16 protein-coding genes are annotated in these 19,290 nt (G+C 68.5%); 3 read left to right on the forward strand and 13 right to left on the reverse strand.

Annotated elements, in window-relative coordinates; genetic code table 11:
* Window positions 1-171: 171 nt before the first annotated feature.
* The 7 genes from L978_RS17625 to L978_RS17655 all read right to left on the reverse strand — a co-directional run bounded on the left by L978_RS17625 (window position 172) and on the right by L978_RS17655 (window position 11,027).
* Window positions 172-4,887 carry a DUF7507 domain-containing protein gene (locus L978_RS17625; RefSeq protein ID WP_081997115.1) on the reverse strand — a complete coding sequence of 1,572 codons (4,716 nt, stop codon included), beginning with the start codon at window positions 4,885-4,887 and terminating at the stop codon, window positions 172-174.
* Window positions 4,888-5,076: 189 nt separating this feature from the next.
* Window positions 5,077-5,874 carry an ABC transporter permease gene (locus L978_RS17630; RefSeq protein WP_197055686.1) on the reverse strand — a complete coding sequence of 266 codons (798 nt, stop codon included), beginning with the start codon at window positions 5,872-5,874 and terminating at the stop codon, window positions 5,077-5,079.
* Window positions 5,875-5,906: 32 nt separating this feature from the next.
* Window positions 5,907-6,740 (reverse strand): ABC transporter permease, encoded by an 834-nt coding sequence (locus tag L978_RS17635; protein WP_047524709.1) that lies wholly within the window; start codon window positions 6,738-6,740, stop codon window positions 5,907-5,909.
* A complete protein-coding gene (locus tag L978_RS17640; RefSeq protein ID WP_052193846.1) occupies window positions 6,737-7,564 on the reverse strand; it encodes an ABC transporter ATP-binding protein in 828 nt (275 codons plus the stop codon). The genes L978_RS17635 and L978_RS17640 overlap by 4 nt, the downstream gene beginning before the upstream one ends.
* A gap of 40 nt (window positions 7,565-7,604) precedes the next feature.
* Window positions 7,605-8,579: an LLM class flavin-dependent oxidoreductase gene (locus L978_RS17645; RefSeq protein WP_047524711.1), complete on the reverse strand. Its 975-nt coding sequence runs from the start codon at window positions 8,577-8,579 to the stop codon at window positions 7,605-7,607.
* A 1-nt stretch (window position 8,580) separates the two neighbouring features.
* The gene (locus L978_RS17650) at window positions 8,581-9,987 is read right to left on the reverse strand and encodes a dihydroorotase (protein ID WP_047524712.1); all 1,407 of its coding nucleotides are present in this window, start codon (window positions 9,985-9,987) and stop codon (window positions 8,581-8,583) included.
* Window positions 9,984-11,027, reverse strand: a complete 1,044-nt coding sequence (locus L978_RS17655; protein WP_197055687.1) for an alpha/beta hydrolase — start codon at window positions 11,025-11,027, stop codon at window positions 9,984-9,986. Before L978_RS17655 ends, L978_RS17650 begins: the two co-directional genes overlap by 4 nt.
* Window positions 11,028-11,179: 152 nt before the next feature.
* Between L978_RS17655 and L978_RS17660 the strand changes: the two genes are divergently transcribed.
* Genes L978_RS17660 through L978_RS17670 form a run of 3 tightly spaced genes read left to right on the forward strand, consistent with a single transcriptional unit; the run spans window position 11,180 to window position 14,039 of the window.
* Complete coding sequence (locus L978_RS17660; RefSeq protein WP_047524713.1) at window positions 11,180-12,160, forward strand: putative F420-0 ABC transporter substrate-binding protein; 981 nt, start codon at window positions 11,180-11,182, stop codon at window positions 12,158-12,160.
* Window positions 12,157-13,230 carry a putative F420-0 ABC transporter permease subunit gene (locus L978_RS17665; RefSeq protein WP_442921873.1) on the forward strand — a complete coding sequence of 358 codons (1,074 nt, stop codon included), beginning with the start codon at window positions 12,157-12,159 and terminating at the stop codon, window positions 13,228-13,230. Before L978_RS17660 ends, L978_RS17665 begins: the two co-directional genes overlap by 4 nt.
* Complete coding sequence (locus tag L978_RS17670) at window positions 13,227-14,039, forward strand: ABC transporter ATP-binding protein (RefSeq protein ID WP_047524715.1); 813 nt, start codon at window positions 13,227-13,229, stop codon at window positions 14,037-14,039. Before L978_RS17665 ends, L978_RS17670 begins: the two co-directional genes overlap by 4 nt.
* 12 nt (window positions 14,040-14,051) lie before the next feature.
* Here L978_RS17670 and L978_RS17675 read toward each other — a convergent pair whose 3' ends face one another.
* From L978_RS17675 to L978_RS17700, 6 genes are all read right to left on the reverse strand, one after another.
* On the reverse strand, window positions 14,052-14,495 hold the full coding sequence (locus L978_RS17675) for a hypothetical protein (protein WP_047524716.1): 444 nt from the start codon (window positions 14,493-14,495) through the stop codon (window positions 14,052-14,054).
* 129 nt (window positions 14,496-14,624) lie between these two features.
* Window positions 14,625-15,623, reverse strand: coding sequence for a 2-phospho-L-lactate transferase (cofD, locus tag L978_RS17680; protein WP_047524718.1), 999 nt, complete (start codon window positions 15,621-15,623; stop codon window positions 14,625-14,627).
* Window positions 15,620-16,291 (reverse strand): 2-phospho-L-lactate guanylyltransferase, encoded by a 672-nt coding sequence (gene cofC, locus L978_RS17685; protein ID WP_052193847.1) that lies wholly within the window; start codon window positions 16,289-16,291, stop codon window positions 15,620-15,622. The genes cofD and cofC overlap by 4 nt, the downstream gene beginning before the upstream one ends.
* Before the next feature lie 10 nt (window positions 16,292-16,301).
* Window positions 16,302-17,315 carry a glucose-6-phosphate dehydrogenase (coenzyme-F420) gene (gene fgd, locus L978_RS17690; RefSeq protein ID WP_047524719.1) on the reverse strand — a complete coding sequence of 338 codons (1,014 nt, stop codon included), beginning with the start codon at window positions 17,313-17,315 and terminating at the stop codon, window positions 16,302-16,304.
* Window positions 17,312-18,142, reverse strand: a complete 831-nt coding sequence (cofE, locus tag L978_RS17695; RefSeq protein ID WP_052193848.1) for a coenzyme F420-0:L-glutamate ligase — start codon at window positions 18,140-18,142, stop codon at window positions 17,312-17,314. The genes fgd and cofE overlap by 4 nt, the downstream gene beginning before the upstream one ends.
* Entirely contained in the window at window positions 18,139-19,131 is a 993-nt protein-coding gene (locus L978_RS17700) for a TIGR03557 family F420-dependent LLM class oxidoreductase (RefSeq protein ID WP_047524724.1), read from the reverse strand. Before L978_RS17700 ends, cofE begins: the two co-directional genes overlap by 4 nt.
* Window positions 19,132-19,290 lie beyond the last annotated feature (159 nt).

The following is a 19,290-nucleotide window of genomic DNA, read 5'->3' on the forward strand; positions in this document are numbered from 1 at the left end:
CGCCGTCCTACCCGTGACCGAGACACCGTTCCCGTCGCAAAAGCGCACCCGAACTCACTGTTTGGCGTGACATATTGCGACGGGAGCTGCGTTGGGCCCGTCATACGAAGAGGCCCCACCGTTGTACATGGCGGTGGGGCCTCTTCATGGGCCAGGGCGACGCCCTCGAGCTCATCGAGAAGTGGCACCTCGGACGCGGTGCCGACGTCGCCGGGAGAGCAGCAGCACGAGAACGCCCGCAACGAGCAGTCCACCCGCGAGCCAGACTGGTCCGGTGTCCCCTCCGGTGATGGCGAGTCCGCCGATAGCCAGTGACGCTGTGGACGGGTTCGAGGTAACGGTCCCGGCTAGCGTGGTGGAGGTCGCCACGGCGGTGTTCTTCAGGGTCGTTCCCGTGCGGTCCTCGGCTGTGAGGGTGTACCTCGCTGAGCACGTCATCGACTCCCCTGGCAGGAGCGCGGGTTGCGGACAGACCGGCATGGGGCGCGCGCCCGTTCCGGTGAATTCCGTCTCGGTGATGACGATGTCTCGGAGCGTGACGTTGCCCGTGTTGGTCACCGCGAACGTGTAGTCCACAGTGGTGCCGGCGAGAGTAGCCGCTTTCACGAGCGACATGGCGGGTGCGGGTTCCTGTGGGAGCTGCACCGTGGACGGTGGGCTGTCGATCGGGGCACCACCGGGGGTCGTGGCGGAACTCGTTGCCGTGTTCGTGATGCCACCGGCGTCGATATCCTCCTGGGTGACGACGTAGGTAGCGGTACAGGTGACCGTCGCGGCGGGCGCGACGCTGGCGGCGTCACCGGGGCATACCGGCACAGGAGCGATGCCGGTGCCGGTGAAATCGAGCTCGTTGATCGTGACGTCGGCGAGCGTGACGTTCCCGGTGTTGGTCACGACGAACCGATATGTGATCTCGGCTCCTGCGACGAAGGCCTCAGGATCGATGGGCGATGCGGACTTCACGAGCGCGAGTTGCGGCCCCGCCGGCGCCTCCACGTTCGAGGACGACGGGTCGAAATCGAGGAGCGTGTCGGGATCGCTGGTGGTCGCACCGCGGACGATCGCCGTATTGTCCAGGACTCCCGCATCCACGTCTTCCTGCGTGACCGTGTACGTGGCCGTGCACGTGAGAGTGTCGGTGGGGGCAAGAGCGATCTCGCCTGCGGGGCAGGTGATCTGCGGCGGTGCGCCGGTCCCGGTGAACGTCTGCTCTTCGACGACGACGTTGGTCATGGTGACGTTGCCGTTGTTCGTGACGACGAAGCTGTAGGTGATGGTCTGCCCGGCCGCAGTGACGGTCTCCGGGTTCGCAGTCTTCACGATCGTGAGCAGCGGGCTGGTGATCGCCCCGAAGCTCGACGACGACGGCGGTGACGTCACCGGCGTCCCACCCCCGGGCGGGTTGCCGTGTGCGGTTGCGGTGTTCGTCACTGATCCCGTGTCGATATCTTCTTGCGTGACCGTGTAGCTGGCGGTGCAGACGACGGTCTCGGCGGGAGCCAACGAGGCTGCCTCACCTGGACAAGTCACCACAGGGGTCGGCCCCGATCCAGAGAAGTTTGATTCAACGATGCCGATGTCGGTGAGCGTGACGTTGCCGGTGTTGGTGACCAGGTGGCTGTACGTCACGAGCTGCCCGGCTGCTGTGACGGTGGTCGGAGAGGCGGCCTTCTGCACCGAGAGAGTGGGCGCCGCGGGAGCAGTGACATTGATCGTCGACGGCGGAGAAGTGAGGGGCGGACCGTCCGGCGGAGCAGCGGTGACGGTCGCTGTGTTCTCGATGATCCCGGCGTCGATGTCTTGCTGGGTGACCGTGTACGTGGCAGTGCAGGTGACCGCTTCTCCAGGAGCCAGCGAGGTCACGTCCGGCGGGCAGACGGGATCGAGGATCACCCCGAAACCAGTGAACCGAGTTTCGATGATGTCGGTTCCGGTGAGCGTGACGTTCCCTGTGTTGGTGACGACGAAGGAGTAGGTCAGGACTTCGCCTGCCACGCTGATGGTCGGAGCAGACACGGTCTTGATCAGGCTCACGCCCGGCGCGGGGGTGATCGGGACGGTGGTCGCCGACTCCGGTGAGGTCGTCGTACCGCCGCCCGGCGGTGTCGCTTCTGCGGTGGCTGTGTTGGTGAGCGAGCCGGCGTCGACATCGGCTTGGACGACGTCGTACGAGGCGGTGCAGGTGACAGTTTCATTCGGTGCGAGCGAAGCCGCAGCTGCCGGGCAGTCGATGGCGAGAGCTTGCCCTGCTCCGGAGAACTCGGTGTCGTTGATGGACACATCGGTCAGGGTGACATCGCCGACGTTCGTCACCTGGAATGAGTAGGTGACGGTATCTGCCGCAGTGCTGACTTGTAGCGGGTTAGCGGTCTTGACCAAGCGCAGCGCAGGATTCTGAGTGACCTCGACCTGTGCAGTGGACGGCGCGCTCGTCACCGGATCCCCGCTCGCCGGAGGGGGCGTCCCTGTCGCGGTCGCGGTGTTCGTCACCTCGGTCGTGTCCGCGTCCGCCTGCGTCAGCGTGTAGGTCGCGGTGCAGGTGCCGGAGGCGCCAGGTAGGAGCACCTCGAGCGTGTCGGCACAGGTCACCACGGGGGGCGCCCCTGTTCCGCTGAACGCGGTTTCGTCGACGATCACGTCGTTCAGGGTGACGTTTCCGGTGTTCGTGACCAGGAAGGAATAGGTGATCGTGTCTCCGGCGAGGGCGATCGTCGTGGGATCCGCTGTCTTCACCAGGGTGATGGCGGGTTCCTGGTCGGCAGGAACTATCACAGTCGAAGGTTCTGACGGCACGGGAGGGCCGCTCGGAGGTGTGCCGGTGGCGGTGGCGGTGTTGCTGATCTGCCCCGCATCGATGTCCGCCTGCTGCAGCGTGTAAGTGGCCGTACAGGTGACCTGACCTCCGGGCGGTACAGGAGCACTTGCGGGACACTGAGGAACGAGAGGTCCGCCCGCGCCGCTGAACGCGGTGTCCTCGACGGTGACACCGGTCAGTGTCACATTCCCGGTGTTCGTCGCGACGAACGTGTAGGTGAGCTCCTGTCCGACGACGTAGGAGGCGGCGTCGCTCGGCGTGACCGACTTCACGACGCTCAGAGCGGGGCTGGTGTCAGCGGTGACGACGGCTGTCGATTCCGCCGAAGCAACCGGGTCGCCCGCAGCGTCAGCGTCTGCCTGAGCGGTGTTGGAGACGCCTCCGTTGTCGATGTCCGCCTGGGTCGCCGTGTAACTCGCCGTGCAGGTGGTGTTCGTGCCGGGCGCGAGCGACGTCACCGCGCACACCGGCACGGGCGGGGTGCCGGCGCCGGTGAACGCTGTCTCCACGATTGCGAGGTCACTGACCGGGACGTTGCCCGTGTTGCTCACGGTGTAGCTGTACGCGATCGTTTCCCCCGGAACAGAGATCTGGGACGGCGTCGCGCTCTTCAGAAGCGCCAAGGCGGGCGCCGGCACGGTGAGCGTGGTCGTGGTGGCGGAGGTGTTCGACGTGATCACCGTTGTCGAATCGACGGGGCTGCCCTGTGCGGTCGCGGTATTGGTGAACGCCCCATTCGCCTCATCGTCCTCTGTGAAGGTGTACACCGCGTCGGCACTGCAAGTCAGTGACTCACCAGCGGCAAGGGCGGGTTGGGGGCATGTCACCGTGCCGACGAGAGGATCGTCGACGACGATGTTCTCCAGGGTGAGCTGACCAGTGTTCGTGACGAGGAAAGTGAATGGGATGGTGTCGCCGGCGTCACGGAGACCGTTGCCGTTCACGTCGGTCACGGCTCCGGCAACCTTCTGCAGAGTCAGAGCGCTGGGGAGTGCCGCGTTCGTGATCGAGCAACGAACGAAATCGCCGATGCCGAGAGTGACGGTCGCAGACGAACCGGCCGCGCCGGACGGCAGTGACGGATCGGTCGTGCCGTTTCTCGTGCAGCTCCACGCCTGCGTGTAGTCGCCGAGGGCGTTCCGGGAGGATGACTCCGAGAGCGTGAACGGCGAGGTGCTCAGCGCACCGATCGTCTCCACCTCTCCGGTCGTTGCGGTGACCCCGGTTCCCGTGGACGCGGAGCCCAGGGCGAGGTCGTCGTCGTTGGCGATCGACAAGTCAAACGAGTCCGTAGCGTCGACGCGACTCGCGACGGTCTTCGTGAGCTCGACCTTCGAGATCAGCACGCCGAAGGCGACGGCTTGGCGGCGCGCTGCGGCGTCTGTCGTCATCTCTTGCGAAAGCGTTTCGGGGGTTTCTGCCGCGACGATGACGCCGCCCGTGCGCGTCTGATTGGTCGAGCTGGCGCAGCTGACCGTCGTCGTTCCTACCCCCGTGAGCCCGGCGTCGCAGGCATTGCCAGCAGGTGCGATGAGATCGAGAGGCTGGTCGGAGGTCCACACGATTCGTTCGCCGGAGTCGGTGGATTCGGCGTCCGCGCCGACGATGGAGAACGCAGTGACCGGACTGCCGTTGGGATCCGAAAGACTTATGGACTCCATCGTCAGTGTCGTGACGAAAGGCGAGGTCGCAGTCTGGTAGAGCGCAGGGCGTCCCGCGACGCCCGTGTACACGGTGGTTCCCAGCGATGCCGCAGAGTAGGTGGGGATCGCGGCCGTCGTGACACTACGGCCGGCCAGGCGAAGTGTGTAGGTCAGGACGTAGCCACTCGAAAGCTCCACCTGCATCTCCTGGCCGGCCGGACTGGTCGCAGCGGCGGCGCTGAAGCCCGACATGTCGAACCAGCAGAGCGTGTTCGCGTAGGTGGCGGACCCTGGTTGCGCGTAAGAGCAGCTCTGCGGTGTCGGAGCCGCAGAGGCGACTTGCGAACCGAAGACGATCGCTCCACACGCCAGGGAGACGGCGGCAACGACCGCACACCAACGCCGCACGCGGGCTTTCACACTCGTCATCGCCGAACCCTCCTGGACTCACTGCGCCAAGCATGGCACTCGGCGGCAAGGCGAGGAAGAGTGCACCGATATTCTCCTGATCGAAATGCCACCCGACCGGAACACCGCCGCGACGGCGGGAGCTACCGGCGCCACACAGGCCCGGTCCCCGTCGCGCATGAGACGGGGACCGGGAGTCGAAGTGGCGGATCAGCCGACGATCTTGCGCTCGTCGTACCAGGGAGCGAGACGACGGCGGAGAACCGAGATGAGCAGCAGCGTGAGGTTCGCGATGATGACCATCACCACGACCATCGCGATCGCCTCGTCCATCCGGAACTGATAGGCGGCGAACTCCAGCAGGTGACCGAGACCGCCGGTCCCGCCGAGGAACTCACCGAGCACCTCTCCCGTGAAGCCGAGCGCAGCACCGCGCTGGATCCCGGAGAGGCTGTAGGGAAGCGTGGCGGGGAAGATCACCTTCCAGCCGAGTCCGATCCCCTTGGCGCCGTACACCCGTGCCGCGTTGACGAGCGATGGGTTCACGGTGACCGCGCCCTCCATCGTGTTCAGCAGGATCGGGAAGACAGCGAGCAGGATCACGAGGGCGATCTTCGACTCGCTGCCCAGCCCGAGCCCGAGGATGAACAGCGGGGCCAACGCGACCTTGGGGGTCGAGTACAGCACCCACAGGAACGGCGCGACCATGAAGCGCAGCACCGGCGACCAGCCGACCGCGAGCCCCACGACCACGCCGACGACGATCGCGATGGCGAGGCCGATCAGGAGGTTCGTAACGCTGAACACGAACGCCGACCAGAACTCCGGGTCGACCATGAGCTGACCGAACGCGACGGCGATCGCACTGGGGGCCGGCAGGAACGCGGCGGGTATCCACTGGAACCAGCTGACCACCGCCTCCCAGACGAGAAGCACCGCGGCGATCACGCCGATCAGGAGCAGCGTCCACCTGCCCTCCCCGGAGCGCACCACGCGCCGCGGCCGCACGATTCGGACCGTACCGGTTGCCGAGACCACGCTCATCGCTTGCCCTTCCTCGTCCACGGTGCGACGCCGCGTTCGATGGCCGTGACCACCTGCGTCATCCCCACGCTCCACAGCACGACGACCGCGATCGCCGCGAACGCCTGATCGGTCTGATACGTGTTCGAGGCGCGGATGATGAGCGCGCCCATACCGCTCGACGAGCCGGCGAGTTCGGCCACGACCATGCCGATCGTGGCGAGCACCACCGCCTGCCGGAGGCCCGCGAACAGGAACGGGATCGTCGACGGCAGGTACACCGAGCGGTACAGCCGCATCCGCCCTGCGCCGTACACGCGTGCGGCGCGGATGATCGAGGGGTTCGTCGTGCGCATGCCGGCGGCGACGTTGAGCAGGATCGGGAAGATCGCACTGATCGTCACGAGGAAGATCACCGGGCCGATCCCGAAACCGAACCAGGCCTTCGCGAGCGGCTGATACGCGATCGACGGTGTGGCGTAGATGGTCCAGGCGATCGGTCCGATCACCCGATCGACCGGGAGCGAGGTGCCCATGAGGAGTCCGACCGGGATGCCGACGACCACGGCGAGCGCGAAACCGGTCAGCCACGCCTGTGCCGAGACACCGGCGTTGGCGGCGAGAGACCCGTTGGTCACGATCTCACCGAACCCCTGTGCGATGGCCAGGGGCGGAGGGAGGAAGACCGGGCTGATCCACCCGAGCACGCCCACCACCAGTTGCCACAGCGCGAGGAGGATCACGACCTCGACCGCGATGACGGCGGCCTTGCCCCTCGCGCTCAGGCCGGCGAGCCAGGCGGCGGCACCACCCCTGCCGAGATTCGGACCGGTGGCCAGGAGCGCGGTCATTTCGACACCGCCGCCGCCGTCGCCTCCCCTTCCAGCGCCTCCCAGAGGTGGTCGCGGAGTTCGAGGAAACGCGGGTCGTGCTGCACCGAGCGCTCCGACCGCGGGCGTGGGATGTCGGTCGTGATGATCTCCTTGATCGCCCCCGGATGGCTCTTGAAGACGACGATGCGGTCGCCCAGGAGGATCGCCTCCTCGATCGAGTGCGTGATGAAGAGGACGGTCTTGCCCGTCGCCTCGATGAGCTTCTCGATCTCGTCGCGCATCACCTCGCGGGTCAGGGCATCGACGGCGCCGAGCGGCTCATCCATCAGCAGGATGCGCGGCTCGGCGACGAATGCGCGGGCGAGGCCGACACGCTGCTGCATGCCGCCGGAGAGCTCTCGGGGATACGAGGACTCGAACCCCTTGAGCCCGACCATGTCGATGGCCTCCTGCACCTTCGCCCGCCAGTCGGCTGTGCGCAGGCCCTTCTGCATCTCGAGCCCGAACTTCACGTTGTCGAACACGGAGCGCCAGGGCAGGAGCGCGTAGTCCTGGAACACGACGGCCCTGTCCGGCCCCGGCCCGTCGACCTGTTGCCCGTCGACGAGCACCGATCCGGTGCTCGGCGCGACGAGGCCGGCGATGACGTTCATGAAAGTCGTCTTGCCGCACCCCGACGGGCCGAGCACGGTGATGAACTCGCCTTCGAACACGTCGAGGTCGACGTTCTCTATGGCGATCAGCTTCTTTCCCGTCCGCGCGACGTCATAGCTCACCGAGAGCCCGGTGACCGAGATCAGCGGATCCGCCGAGTCCCGTACGGTGTGGTTCACGTCAGTCATCGTCGACCTCTCGTCTCATCGCCGCGCGTCGGTGCGCGGCTTATCGCAGCTTAGGAAGCACCTCGGTGCCGAGGAGTTCGATCTGCTCGAAGAACCGATCGAACTTGAACCGGAAGTCGAACACGAGGTGCTCGGTGCCGACCTCCTCGAACCGCCGGATCTGCTCGACGGCCTGGTCGGGGTCACCCACGATGAGCTGGCCCTCGAGGTCTTCGACGGTTTCGAAGCTGCCGGACGGCGGCTTCACCGCGAACTTGGCCTTGTTGGCCCAGGCGAGAAGCCCCGGGATGTTCACGTGCTTCAAGGCCTCCTCGCGCGTGTCCTCGATCGAGGTCGGCGGGATGACGGCGACGGTCGGCATCGGTCGGCCGTTCTCGTCCGTCATCTCGCGCATGGTCTGGATGCGCTTCTCCATCGTGAGGAGTCCGGTGCGTCCGGGCATCCATCCGTCGGCGAACTCCGCCGCGAGACGGGCCGAGCGCGGGGTGGCGCCGCAGTACCAGAACGGGATGCGTCCTCCCACGGGCTTCGGCTCGATGGTGACGTTCTCGAACGAGAAGATGCCGTCGTCGTAGGTGACGTCGTTCTCGGTGAACACCCGGCGCAGGATCTCGGCGTTCGAACGCACCATCTCGACGCGGTCCAGGTCGCCCCAGCCGATCGCCTCGAACTCGTGGTCGAAGGTTCCGGCGCCGAAGCCGAGGATCAGGCGCGGGCCGAGCAGCTGCGTCATCGTCCCCGCCATGAGCGCCGTGACCAGCGGGTGACGGAACGGGATCAGCGATCCGGTGCCGAGCTCGATCTTCTCGGTGACGGCACCGATGGCGGTGAGGGTGGTCAGCGCGTCGTAGAACGTGCGGTTCGGCTTCTCCATCTCCCCGTGCGGTTCGAAGACCAGGTGGTCGCGCACCCAGACGGAGTCGAATCCGTAGCTCTCGGCGAGCTTCGACCCCTCCAGGAGCTTCTCCTTGCTCGCCTCCTCGCCGAAGTGCGGCAGCAGCAGTCCGAATTTCATGTCAGTTCCCTTCCGCGGCGAACGCCGCCCTGTCTTCCGCCGATGCGGCGAGCTTTCCGAATGTGCGGTCGCCGGTGACCTCGTCGCCGACGTAGACGTCGACGCCGCGCACGAGGGTGCGCTGGATGCGGGCACTGATGGTGCGTCCGTCATACGGGGTCCAGCCGATCTTCGACAGCACGCCGTCGTTGGTGATGGTCCACTCCTCGGAGAGGTCGGCGATCACCATGTCGGCGTCCGCCCCGATGGTGAGAGAGCCCTTGACCCCTTCCAGGCCGAACTTGGCGGCGGGGATGTGGGCGACCATGTCGATCGCGCGCTGCAGGTCGAGCTCACCCTTGTTCACGGCGTCGAGCATGAGCTCGTAGTAGTACTGGATGCCGGGTGTGCCGGTGTGCGAACTCCACATCTTGGTCCACCCGACGTCCTTCTCCTCGCGGGTGTGCGGGGCGTGGTCGCTCGCGGCGATGTCGATCGTCCCGTCACGCATGCCCTCCCAGACGGCGGCGCGGTTGTCGTCGGGCACCCAGTAGCTGAGCGCGTACGGTCCGAGTGTCTCGACGTCATTCCACGTCGACAGGAACGGTGCCCAGTGGTTGACCTCGCAGGTGACGTCGATGCCGTTCTGCTTGGCACGGCGCACGGCCTCGATCGAGCGTCGGGTCTGGATGTGCGCGATGTGCACGGGGCAGCCGGAGGCCTCGGCGAGACGCAGCACGACGTCGATCGCGGTGTCCCAGATCACGCCCTCGCGAGCCGCGTAGGCCGAGGCGTAACCCTCCGGGGTGTTCTCACCACGGGCGAGATAGGCGCCCTCGATGTAGTCCATGAGCGCCTGGTCGTGCGGGTGCACGATGAAGCGCTTGCCGGTCTGGGCGATGTGATCCATGATCTCGAGCAGGTGCCCGTGGTTGTGGATGCCGGTACCGGAGGGGTGCGGATAGTCGCGGCCGGTGTCGACGACCATGTAGATCTTGTACGCCCGGATCCCCATCTCGCTCATGCCGGCGATCTCGTCGAACTTCGTCGGCGCGGGGTTGTGGTTCCAGTCGACGATCGATGATTCCTCGTACCGGCGGAACACGTCGGTCAGCGTCGCGACGTCGGTCGTCGGCGGCTTGAGGTTCGGCATCCCGAACATCGTGGTGACGCCGCCGGCCGCAGCCTGCAGGCTCGTCGTGTAGATGTCGTCCTTGTGCTCGTAACCGGGTTCGCGGGTGTGCACATGCACGTCGACCATTCCGGGGAGCACGAGCTTTCCCGCGGCATCGATCGTGCGCGCGGCCGGGATCTCGGTGCCTCCCGCGACGATGCCGGCGACCTTGCCGTCGGCGACGAGCAGGTCGGCCTGCACCGGCCCTGCGGGGGTGACGACGGTGCCACCGGTGATCTTCAGATCCACGCTCATCGCGCGACCTCCTCTTTGCTGACGGATTCTGTGGTGATGGATTCGCCGATCGCGGGCGACGGCGACGACCGGTGGATGAGATGCGCCGGCCGCACGTACCGGTCGAACCACTCGACGATCACCGGAGTGGTCTGCTCCCAGTAGGCGTCGTAGGCGGCGTAGTGGGTGGTGTGCCGCTGCATGATGAGCTGCTTCGGGCCACGGGCAGCCTCGTACAGCGCTTCGGCGTGGTCGGTCGGCGTGGTCGCATCGCCTTCGACGCCGATCACGAGCAGCGGCGTGGTCAGGCGGGACGCCGCGTCGATGGGCCGGTAGGCGAGGATGCCCTCGGCGCACGCAAGCGGGACGGCGGTCGGGATGCGGTCGTCGACGTCGGCCTTGATCTTCGTGGCGCGACGCTCGGCCGTGGGGATCATGATCTCCTCGCGGGGGTGCACGATCCGCCCCTTCCCCTCGGTGACGCGCAGACGGCGGTCTTCGGCGAGGGACTTCTGGAAGTCGAGCCATTCATACTCGCTGCGCATGCGGTGCAGCCAGTCCTCACCGTCGGCGACGGGCACCTGGCTCACAGCGGCCTTGATGCGCGGGTCGGCGTCGGCCAGGAGCACGGCGTTGCCGCCTCCCGTCCCGCCCGTTCCGAACACCCCGATCGCGTCGGCGATCACGTCCTCGCGCGTGGTGAGGTAGGTCACGGCGTTCACGAGGTCCTCGAGCTGCCAGGCCGGGGACAGGTAGCCGCGGTCGCCCTCGGAGTCACCGAAACCGCGGTAGTCGATCACGAGCACGGCGAAACCCGCCTGGATGAGGGCTTCGTGATAGCGGACGTAGAGCTTGGCATCTTTGAGCCCGAGCCAGCCCGGCCCCTGCACGAGCGCACGGTAGGGGCCCGCGTGATCGGGGGTGCGCCACACGGCGGAGATGCGCTGACCCTCGCTGAAGTACGAGACGGGTGTGGTCTGCATGGGTTCCTCTCGGCTGAACGCGGCGTCGCGATCGGCGATCTGCGCCGCTGCGGTGGGGCGATTCCCATCATCACTCATTTTGGATCCAGAATCCAGTATTGATTTGGATCCAGAATCCGCGCTAGCATGACCGCATCGCGTCGACCCGATTGGCCGACGCCGGTGGTCCCGACTTGGACTGCGAACGTGCTCTCGCTTGCGCCCTTCCCTTCCTCGTCTTCCGGAGAACCATGCCTGCCACCACCCGCGCCCTCGCCGCCACCCCGCTCCTCGCCCTCCTCGTCGCCGCCGGATTGAGCGGATGCAATGGCGCTCCCGCAGCCCCCGCCGCTGCCGCCGATCCGAAACCCCTCGTCCTCGACAACTGCGGCACCGAGGTGTCGGTGGAGGCCGCCCCGCAGCGGATCCTCACCATCAAGTCCTCGACACTCGAGCTCGCCCTGGCGCTCGGTGCCGGCGACCGCATCATCGGCTCCGCCTTCTCCGACGGACCCCTGCCGGACGATCTCGCAGCGAGCGCGGAGGGCATCGACGTCGTCTCCGACAAGGTGCCGTCGAAGGAGGCCGTGCTCGAGCTCGAGCCCGACCTGGTGTTCGCCGGGTGGGAGTCGAACTTCTCGGTCGACGGTGCCGGCGAGCGCGCCGACCTGCAGAAGCTCGGCATCACCACCTACGTCGCGCCCGCCGCCTGCAAGGCGCCGGGCTACATGCCCGACCCGCTCACCTTCGACGCCGTCTTCGACGGTTTCGCCGAGGCCGGCGAACTGCTCGGCGAACAGGATGCCGCGTCCGCGCTGATCGCGGAGCAGCGCGCCGCCCTCGACGCGATCGCCCCGGACGACCGCGGACTCACGGCGCTCTGGTACTCCTCAGGCACGGACCAGCCCTTCGTCGGTGCGGGCATCGGGGCACCGCAGATGATCATGTCGGCGGCCGGCCTCGACAACGTGTTCGCCGACGTGCACGACACCTGGACGTCGAGCTCCTGGGAGCTGATCGCCGAGGCCGACCCCGACGTGATCGTGCTGGTGGATGCCGCGTGGAACACCGCGGAGTCCAAGATCGCGCTGCTCACGTCGAACCCGGTCACATCCGAGCTCGACGCCGTGCAGAACCAGCGGTTCGTGATCGTCGACTTCCCCGCCACCGAGGCGGGTATCCGCAACGTCGACGCCGTGGAGTCGATCGCGACCCAGCTCGGAGAACAGTGAGCGTCACTGTCCCGTTGCGGGCGGCGGTCCCGGTCGCGGCGGCATCGACCGCCCACCCGAGACGGCGGCGCGCGGTCTCTGCCGTCGCCGTGCTGCTGCCCGCCCTCGCCGCCACCGTGATCGCGGCCGTCGCGATCGGACCGGCCGACATCACCCCCGGGGAGCTCCTGGCGAGCGTGTGGTCGCACCTGACCGGGGCGGCCAGCGGCCTCACCCCGATCCGCGACGCGATCATCTGGGAGGGACGCGTGCCCCGCGTGCTCACGGCGGCCGCCGTCGGCGGTGGTCTGGCCCTCTGCGGTGCCGTGATGCAGGCACTCACCCGCAACCCGCTCGCCGATCCGTATCTGCTCGGGCTGTCGTCGGGCGCGTCCACGGGCGCGGTGATCGTGATCGTCCTGGGCGCCGCGGTGGCGCTGCCGTTCGCGGCCTTCGCCGGCGCGGTGCTCGCTCTCGTGCTGACGCTCGGCCTCGCCCGCGCCGCCGGCTCCGCGGGACCGACCGCCGTCGTGCTCGCAGGTCTCGCGGTGTCGGCCGTGCTCGCCGCATTGACCAGCCTGGTGATCTTCTGGAGTGCGACGAACGACAGCTACCGCGAGATCCTCAGCTGGCTGCTCGGCTCCCTCGGCGGCGCAGACTGGGCGGATGCGACCTTGGCCGGTGTCGCCGTGCTCGTCTGCGCCATCCCCCTGCTGGCGTCGGCCCGTCCGCTCGACAGCCTCGCGCTCGGGGACACCGCCGCCGAAGCCCTGGGCGTGCCGGTCACCCGGATGCGGGTGCTCCTCTTCCTCTGCACGGCCCTGTTGACCGGTGCGCTGGTCGCGGTCAGCGGCTCGATCGGATTCGTCGGGCTGATCCTCCCGCACGCGGTGCGCGCGGTCGTCGGCGCCCGGCATCGCGCGCTGCTGCCGGTCTCGTTCCTCGCCGGGGCGGTGTTCCTCATCTGGGCCGACACCATCGCCCGCACCGTGTTCGAACCGCGCGAGCTCCCGGTCGGGATCGTGACCGCGCTCATCGGCGGACCGGTGTTCGCGCTGCTGATACTGCGGATGCGGAGGAACTGGACATGACCGATCACCGAGACGGGCTCGACGCCCGGCGCATCCGCTTCCGTCGCGGCGATCGGCTCATCCTCGACGGGATGCATCTCACCGCACCGGGCGGGGCGGTGACCGCTCTGCTCGGCCCGAACGGTTCGGGCAAGAGCACGCTGTTGCGGCTGATCGCCGGCACGCTGCGCGGCGAGGTCGAGTCGGTCCGCCTGCACGGCGACCCGCTCCTGACGATGACGCGCCGGGAGCGCGCGCAGCGGGTGGCCCTGGTGGAGCAGGAGTGGTCGGCGGCCGAGGGAATGACGGGACGCGACATCGTCGGCCTCGGGCTTCTTCCGCACCGGGGCTGGCTGTCGTTCGAGAGCGAGGCGACGGACGCCGCGGCCACGGAGACGGCACTGCGCCGTGCCGGTGCCCTCGCGTTCGCCGACCGCGATGCGGCGACCCTCTCCGGCGGCGAGCGCCAGCGCGTGAACCTCGCCAAGGCCCTGGCGCAGCGTCCGGCACTTCTGCTGTGCGACGAACCGACGAACCATCTCGACATCCGCGCCCAGCTCGACGCCCTCACGCTGCTGCGCTCACTCGCCGGGGATGGGATGACCGTCTTCGCGGCACTGCACGACCTGAACCATGCGGCGGCCTTCGCCGATCGGATCGTGGTCGTCGCGAACGGTCATGTGCAGGCGGCCGGGTCGCCACAAGCGGTCCTCACCCGCGAGCTCATCGCCCGGGTGTGGAACGTGGACGCCGTGGTCCTCTCCCGACCGGACAGCGATCGCCCCCTGATCGTGTTCGACGAGGCGCCGGCTCCCGTCCTGGGACGGTGACGATCGCCTGGACTAGACGAGCAGGGCGCGCGACGGCGCGGAGTCCGCAGCGAGGACGAACGCGCTCAACCGCCGGGAGATCTCTTCCGCCTCTGCTTCCTGCCGGTGCAGGAGCTCGTGGGTGAGACGGTCGGCCGGCGTCGGATCCGGCGACCCCTCGAACGACATGGGCAGCGCCGCGCACTGCGTGTGCCCGCACAGCAGATGCGCCAGTTGGTGGACCACGACGTGCAGCCGGTACCACCGCGGGTCGGATTCCCGGAGGAGGATCCGCGCGCGATCACCGTTCACGAGCACGAACGGCGCGATGCTCGCCCACTCCCTCTCGCCCAGCAGCTCGACCTCGATGTCCACCCCCTGCAGGACCGACACCCGGTCCGTGATGCACTCCACACTTGCGCCGCATTCGACTTCCAGCTCCTCGAAGAGCTGAGTCACTCCGTTTCGTCCGTTCATGAGGCCCCTCCGCCCGATGAGCTCGCACCGTGATCGGCCGAGCATTGCTCCCACTGATGAGACGGGTCGAGGGCACGTCTCATTACGCCGATATATTGGCGACTTTCGTCCAGATCTCTCGCCGAACGTCTAAGCCTCGTCGACCAGATCGAGCACGGTTCCGGCGAGCGCGGCGGCGGTGTCACGGTCGCGCATCCAGAGCGGACGAACCGGGGCGGCAAGTCCCTCCGCTTCGAGCGCCCCGGCGAGCGCGGCATCCTCTTCGGCGATCACCCACGCATCGAGCAGCCCCCCGGAGCTCCGCGCACCGTAGTGGCGCCCGACCGCATCGGCGGCAGCGGGGATTCCGACCGCGGCCAGACAGGCGTCGGCCATCCCCCGCACCGGAGCGCCGTCGATGATCGGAGAAACCCCGACGACCGCTCCGGGAGAGGAACGCACAGCCTCGGCGATCCCGGGGACGGCGAGGATCGGGCCGAGCGAGACCACGGGGTTCGAGGGCGCGAAGAGCACAGCGTCCGCCTCCGCCAGAGCCTCCCGCACTCCGGGCGCGGGCGCGGACCGCTCGATGCCCGGCCAGTCGAAGCCCTGCGCCGGGAGACCCGCACGATGCCGCGTCCACCACTCCTGGAAGTGCATGCGCCCCTGGTCGGTCGTCACGTGCGTGTCGACCTCGGAGTCCGTCATCGGGAGCAACCGGACACCGAGCGGCCAGCGCCCGGCGAGGCGACCCACGACCTCGGTGACCGTCGCACCGTCACGAAGCCACCCCGTGCGCGCGATATGCGCTCCGAGGTCGAGATCCCCCAGCGTGAACCACGGCCAGCCGGCCCCCCAGGCTCCCAGTTCCGCCGCCACTCGCTCGCTCTCTCCGGCTCGGCCCCACCCCCGCCCGGTATCGTTCGCCCCGGCGAGGGCATAGATCATCGAGTCGACGTCCGGCTGCAGGCGCAGGCCACTGAGCCACAGATCGTCACCGGTGTTGATGATCACCGTGATCCGGGCGCGGGTGCCTCCTTCCCCGTCGGGCCAGCGTCGGCGCGCAGCCTCTCGCACGCCGACGACGAACTTCGAGCCGCCGACACCGCCGGCGAGGACCACGACGCGTGGTACCGCGGGGACTGTCATGACGCCAGCATCAGGGGCCGATCCACGAGCGCCGCGGTCCGCGGCCCGAGACCGGCGCGGCGCGCCGCACGGAGGTGCTCGGCATGATCGAGGTCACGCCTCAGTCCGCTCAGCACCGGGAACCCGACCTCCGCGAAGCCGGCCTCGTGATGGGCGACGGCCGAGCGATCGCCGAAACACGGGCGCAGCGCGAAGCCCGCCCGTGCGGTCGCGAGCACGGTGCCCGTCCCCTCCGCATCCGGAACGAACGCCCGAGGATGCGAAGACGCGAAGGCGAGTGCCCTGGCCAGTTCATCTGGGCGCAGCGCCGGGAGGTCACCGAGCATCACGGCCCGCGGACGAGCATCCGGTGCCGCGCTCACACCGAGCGCGATCGCCGCGCCCAACCCCTCTCCCCGGTCCCGCACGACCCGCACGCGGGGCAGCACGCGGAGCGCGGTCGCCGTGATCTCGTCGCTCGTCACGACGATGACCTCGGCGACCCGCTCACAGGCCGCGGCGGCCTCGACGGTGTCCAGCGCTATCGCCCGAGCGAGCGGCTCGCGCTCGACCCCCGGCAGTCGCAGGCGCGACTTCCCGATCTCGGCCCGCTTGACCGGGATCACGACCACCCACTCACGCACGGGTGCCCCCGGCACCGAGGGCCCGACACCACCACCGCGGCGCATGTCGGCGTCCTCAGCCGCGCAGTCGGGGCGCGATGTCGCGCTCGAAGAGCTGCAGGAAACGCCGCTGGTCATGACCCGGCGCATGGAAGACCAGGTGGTTGAAGCCCCAGTCGATGTACTGCTGGATCTCGGCGGCCACCGCATCCGGGTCGTTCCCGACGATCCAGCGCTTCGCGATCGTCTCCAACGGCAGCGCGTCGGCGGCCTTCTCCATCTCGACCGGATCGGTGATGTCGTGCTTCTGCTCCTTCGAGAGCGACAGCGGCGACCAGAAGCGGGTGTTCTCCAGTGCCGCGTCGCGCGTCTCCTCATAGGACAGCTTGATCTCGATCATCCGGTCATACGTGTCGCTCGAGCGCTCGGCCTGCTCGAGCCCCTCCGCCACCGCCGGGAGCAGCTGGTCCACGTAGAGCTCGCGTCCCTTGCCCGAGGTGCAGATGAAGCCGTCGCCCGCGCGCCCGGCGTAGCGCGCGACCATCGGCCCGCCCGCGGCGATGTAGATCGGGATACCGCCCTCGGGCCGGTCGTAGATCGAGGCGTCGTGCGTCGAGTAGTACTCGCCGTCGAAGTTCACCCGGTCCCCGGACCAGAGCGCCCGCATCAGGCGCACCGACTCCCGCAGTCGCGCATAGCGCTCCTTGAACTCGGGCCACTCCTGCTCCCCCGCGCCGCGGAAGCCCGTCGCGATCTCGTTCAGCGCCTCACCGGAGCCGACCCCGAGGATGATCCGGTCCTGGTACAGGCAGCCCAGGCTCGCGAACGCCTGCGCGAGCACGGCCGGGTTGTAGCGGAAGGTCGGAGTCAGCACCGAGGTGCCGATGCGGATGCTCGACGTGCGCTCGCCGACCGCCGCCATCCAGGTCAGGGAGAACGGGGCGTGCCCGCCGGTGTGTCTCCAGGGCTGGAAGTGGTCGCTGGCGAACACGGACTGCATGCCGTGCGCCTCCGCCGCCACCGAGATCTCGACGAGTTCACGGGGGTCGAACTGCTCCGCGCTGGCCTTGTATCCGAGAGTCAGTGTCATGTCGCATCCTTCTGTTCGTGTTCGTGCGGTTCGTGTTCGTGCGGTTCGTGTGCGTGGACGGCGGCCAAGGCGGCGGCATAGCCGTCGCGGTACCCCTGGTCGAGTGCTTCGGCGGTGCCCAGCCAGAAGAGGTCGCGCTCCGAGGGGCGCACGATGCTCGACGCACCGGGCAGGGTGAGGGGACCGACGAGATCGGGGCGTCCGCGCACCACGGCGACCGGGTTGCCGCTCGCCTTGCCCTTGACGAGGTCGGAAGCCGCAGCCAGCTCGTCGGCGAGGCACGGGGTCGTGACACTGAGCACCTTGCCCGCCTGATCGGTCGTGCCGCGGAGGTCAGCGATCATCCGCACGCCTCCGCCACCGATCGCGACGTCGGTCTGTCCCTCTCGCCAGGGACGCCCGAGGGTGTCGCTCAGGATCACCCCCACCTCCGCCCCCGTGGCCGCACGCAGGCCCGCAGCGAGCGTCCGCGCCGAACGGTCGGGGTCTTCGGGGAGCAGCAGTACCCATCCGCCGGGAGTGTTGCTGGCATCGACACCGGCAGCCGCGGCGACCATCCCCAGGCGGTTCTCGACGATGCGCATGGTGTGGCCGTCGGCGGTGCGGGAGGCGACGAGGCGCACGGTCTCGGCGGTGATCGCCTCCTCGCGGTCGGCGGCCTGCACGTAGCGGCCCTCGGCCTTGGACACGATCTTGGAGGTGACCACGAGGATGTCGCCGTGCGCGAGCTCGACGCCGGTGTCGAGGATCAAGGCCACGAGGTCGTCACCGGGCTGCACCTCGCCCATGTCGGTGAGGGCGAAGACGGTGATCGCGGGGGCGCTCATGCGTGCACCTTCGGAAGGACGTCTCGACCGAACACCTCGAGGAACGACCTCTGGTCGGGGCCGACGTTGTGCAGGTAGATGCGCGTGAAACCGAGGTCGGCATAGCGCTGGATCTGCGCCCGATGCACGTCGGGGTCCGCGGAGATCAGCATCGACGCGCGCAGATCCTCCGCCGTCACCCCGCGCACCAGCTGTTCGAAGTCATACGGCGAGCGCACGTCGCCCCGGCGCATCCGGAGACCCGCGATCGGCCACTCCGACAGCGCGTTCGCGAGCGCCTGCTCCTCGGTCGGCGCCCAGGAGAGGCGGAGCTGGAGCACCTTCGGGAGACCGTCGGGATCGTGGCCCGCCTCCCGTGCACCCTCTGCGAACCGCACGAGCAGGGGGTCGAGACGTTCGACCTCGGCGGAAGTCGTGATCAGCCCATCGGCATTGCGGCCGGCACGACGTGCAGTGGCGGGCCCCGCGGTGGCGATGTAGACCGGCGGCGCGGTGGGCGGCATCGTCCACAGCCGAGTGGTCTCCATCCGGAAGTGCTCACCCCGATGGCGCGCGTCCCGCCCGGCGAGGGAGGCGGTGAAGAGCTTGCGGATCAGGTCGACGGCCTCGAACATGCGGTCGATCCGCTCGGCGGGCTCCGGCCAGTAGCCACCGACGATGTGCTCGTTCAGCGCCTCCCCCGAACCGACGCCGATCCAGGCACGACCGGGGTAGAGCGCGGCAAGGGTCGCTGCGGCCTGCGCGACGACCGCGGGGTGCGTGCGGAAACCGGGGGTCGTGACACCGGGACCGAGGTCGCCGGTGGTGTGGGCGCCGATCGCACCGAGCATCGTCCACACGTGCGCGGCGTTGCGATGGCGAGGCAACCAGGGCTGGAAGTGGTCGGTCGCCATGATCCCGCGGAACCCGTGCGCCTCGGCGAGGACGCAGTTCTCGATCGCGGCGGTCGGCTCGACCTGCTCGAGCATCGCGGCGTATCCGATATGCATGTCGGCCTCCTCGCCTCTCTGTCTCCATTGAATGGATACTGGATCCAAAAGTCAAGCGTGTGAGCTTCCGGGCCGCGTCGAAGTGCGAAAACGCGCCTCCGGACCCGCACTGAGGCGCGTTTTCGATCCCGCAACAGCGCGGGCGGGGGGCGGGGGGGC

The organism is Microbacterium sp. ZOR0019 (assembly GCF_000800925.1).
Classification (GTDB): Bacteria; Actinomycetota; Actinomycetes; order Actinomycetales; family Microbacteriaceae; genus Microbacterium; species Microbacterium aurugineum.

Excerpts from the sequence above, each read along its gene's own strand:
- cofD (WP_047524718.1), bottom strand. The coding sequence starts at position 15,623 with ATGACAGTCCCCGCGGTACCACGCGTCGTGGTCCTCGCCGGCGGTGTC.
- L978_RS17625 (WP_081997115.1), bottom strand. The coding sequence starts at position 4,887 with ATGACGAGTGTGAAAGCCCGCGTGCGGCGTTGGTGTGCGGTCGTTGCC.
- cofE (WP_052193848.1), bottom strand. The coding sequence starts at position 18,142 with ATGAGCGCCCCCGCGATCACCGTCTTCGCCCTCACCGACATGGGCGAG.
- L978_RS17655 (WP_197055687.1), bottom strand. The coding sequence starts at position 11,027 with ATGAGTGATGATGGGAATCGCCCCACCGCAGCGGCGCAGATCGCCGAT.
- L978_RS17700 (WP_047524724.1), bottom strand. The coding sequence starts at position 19,131 with ATGCATATCGGATACGCCGCGATGCTCGAGCAGGTCGAGCCGACCGCC.
- L978_RS17640 (WP_052193846.1), bottom strand. The coding sequence starts at position 7,564 with ATGACTGACGTGAACCACACCGTACGGGACTCGGCGGATCCGCTGATC.
- L978_RS17660 (WP_047524713.1), top strand. The coding sequence starts at position 11,180 with ATGCCTGCCACCACCCGCGCCCTCGCCGCCACCCCGCTCCTCGCCCTC.
- cofC (WP_052193847.1), bottom strand. The coding sequence starts at position 16,291 with ATGCGCCGCGGTGGTGGTGTCGGGCCCTCGGTGCCGGGGGCACCCGTG.
- L978_RS17635 (WP_047524709.1), bottom strand. The coding sequence starts at position 6,740 with ATGACCGCGCTCCTGGCCACCGGTCCGAATCTCGGCAGGGGTGGTGCC.
- L978_RS17675 (WP_047524716.1), bottom strand. The coding sequence starts at position 14,495 with ATGAACGGACGAAACGGAGTGACTCAGCTCTTCGAGGAGCTGGAAGTC.
- L978_RS17645 (WP_047524711.1), bottom strand. The coding sequence starts at position 8,579 with ATGAAATTCGGACTGCTGCTGCCGCACTTCGGCGAGGAGGCGAGCAAG.
- fgd (WP_047524719.1), bottom strand. The coding sequence starts at position 17,315 with ATGACACTGACTCTCGGATACAAGGCCAGCGCGGAGCAGTTCGACCCC.
- L978_RS17650 (WP_047524712.1), bottom strand. The coding sequence starts at position 9,987 with ATGAGCGTGGATCTGAAGATCACCGGTGGCACCGTCGTCACCCCCGCA.
- L978_RS17670 (WP_047524715.1), top strand. The coding sequence starts at position 13,227 with ATGACCGATCACCGAGACGGGCTCGACGCCCGGCGCATCCGCTTCCGT.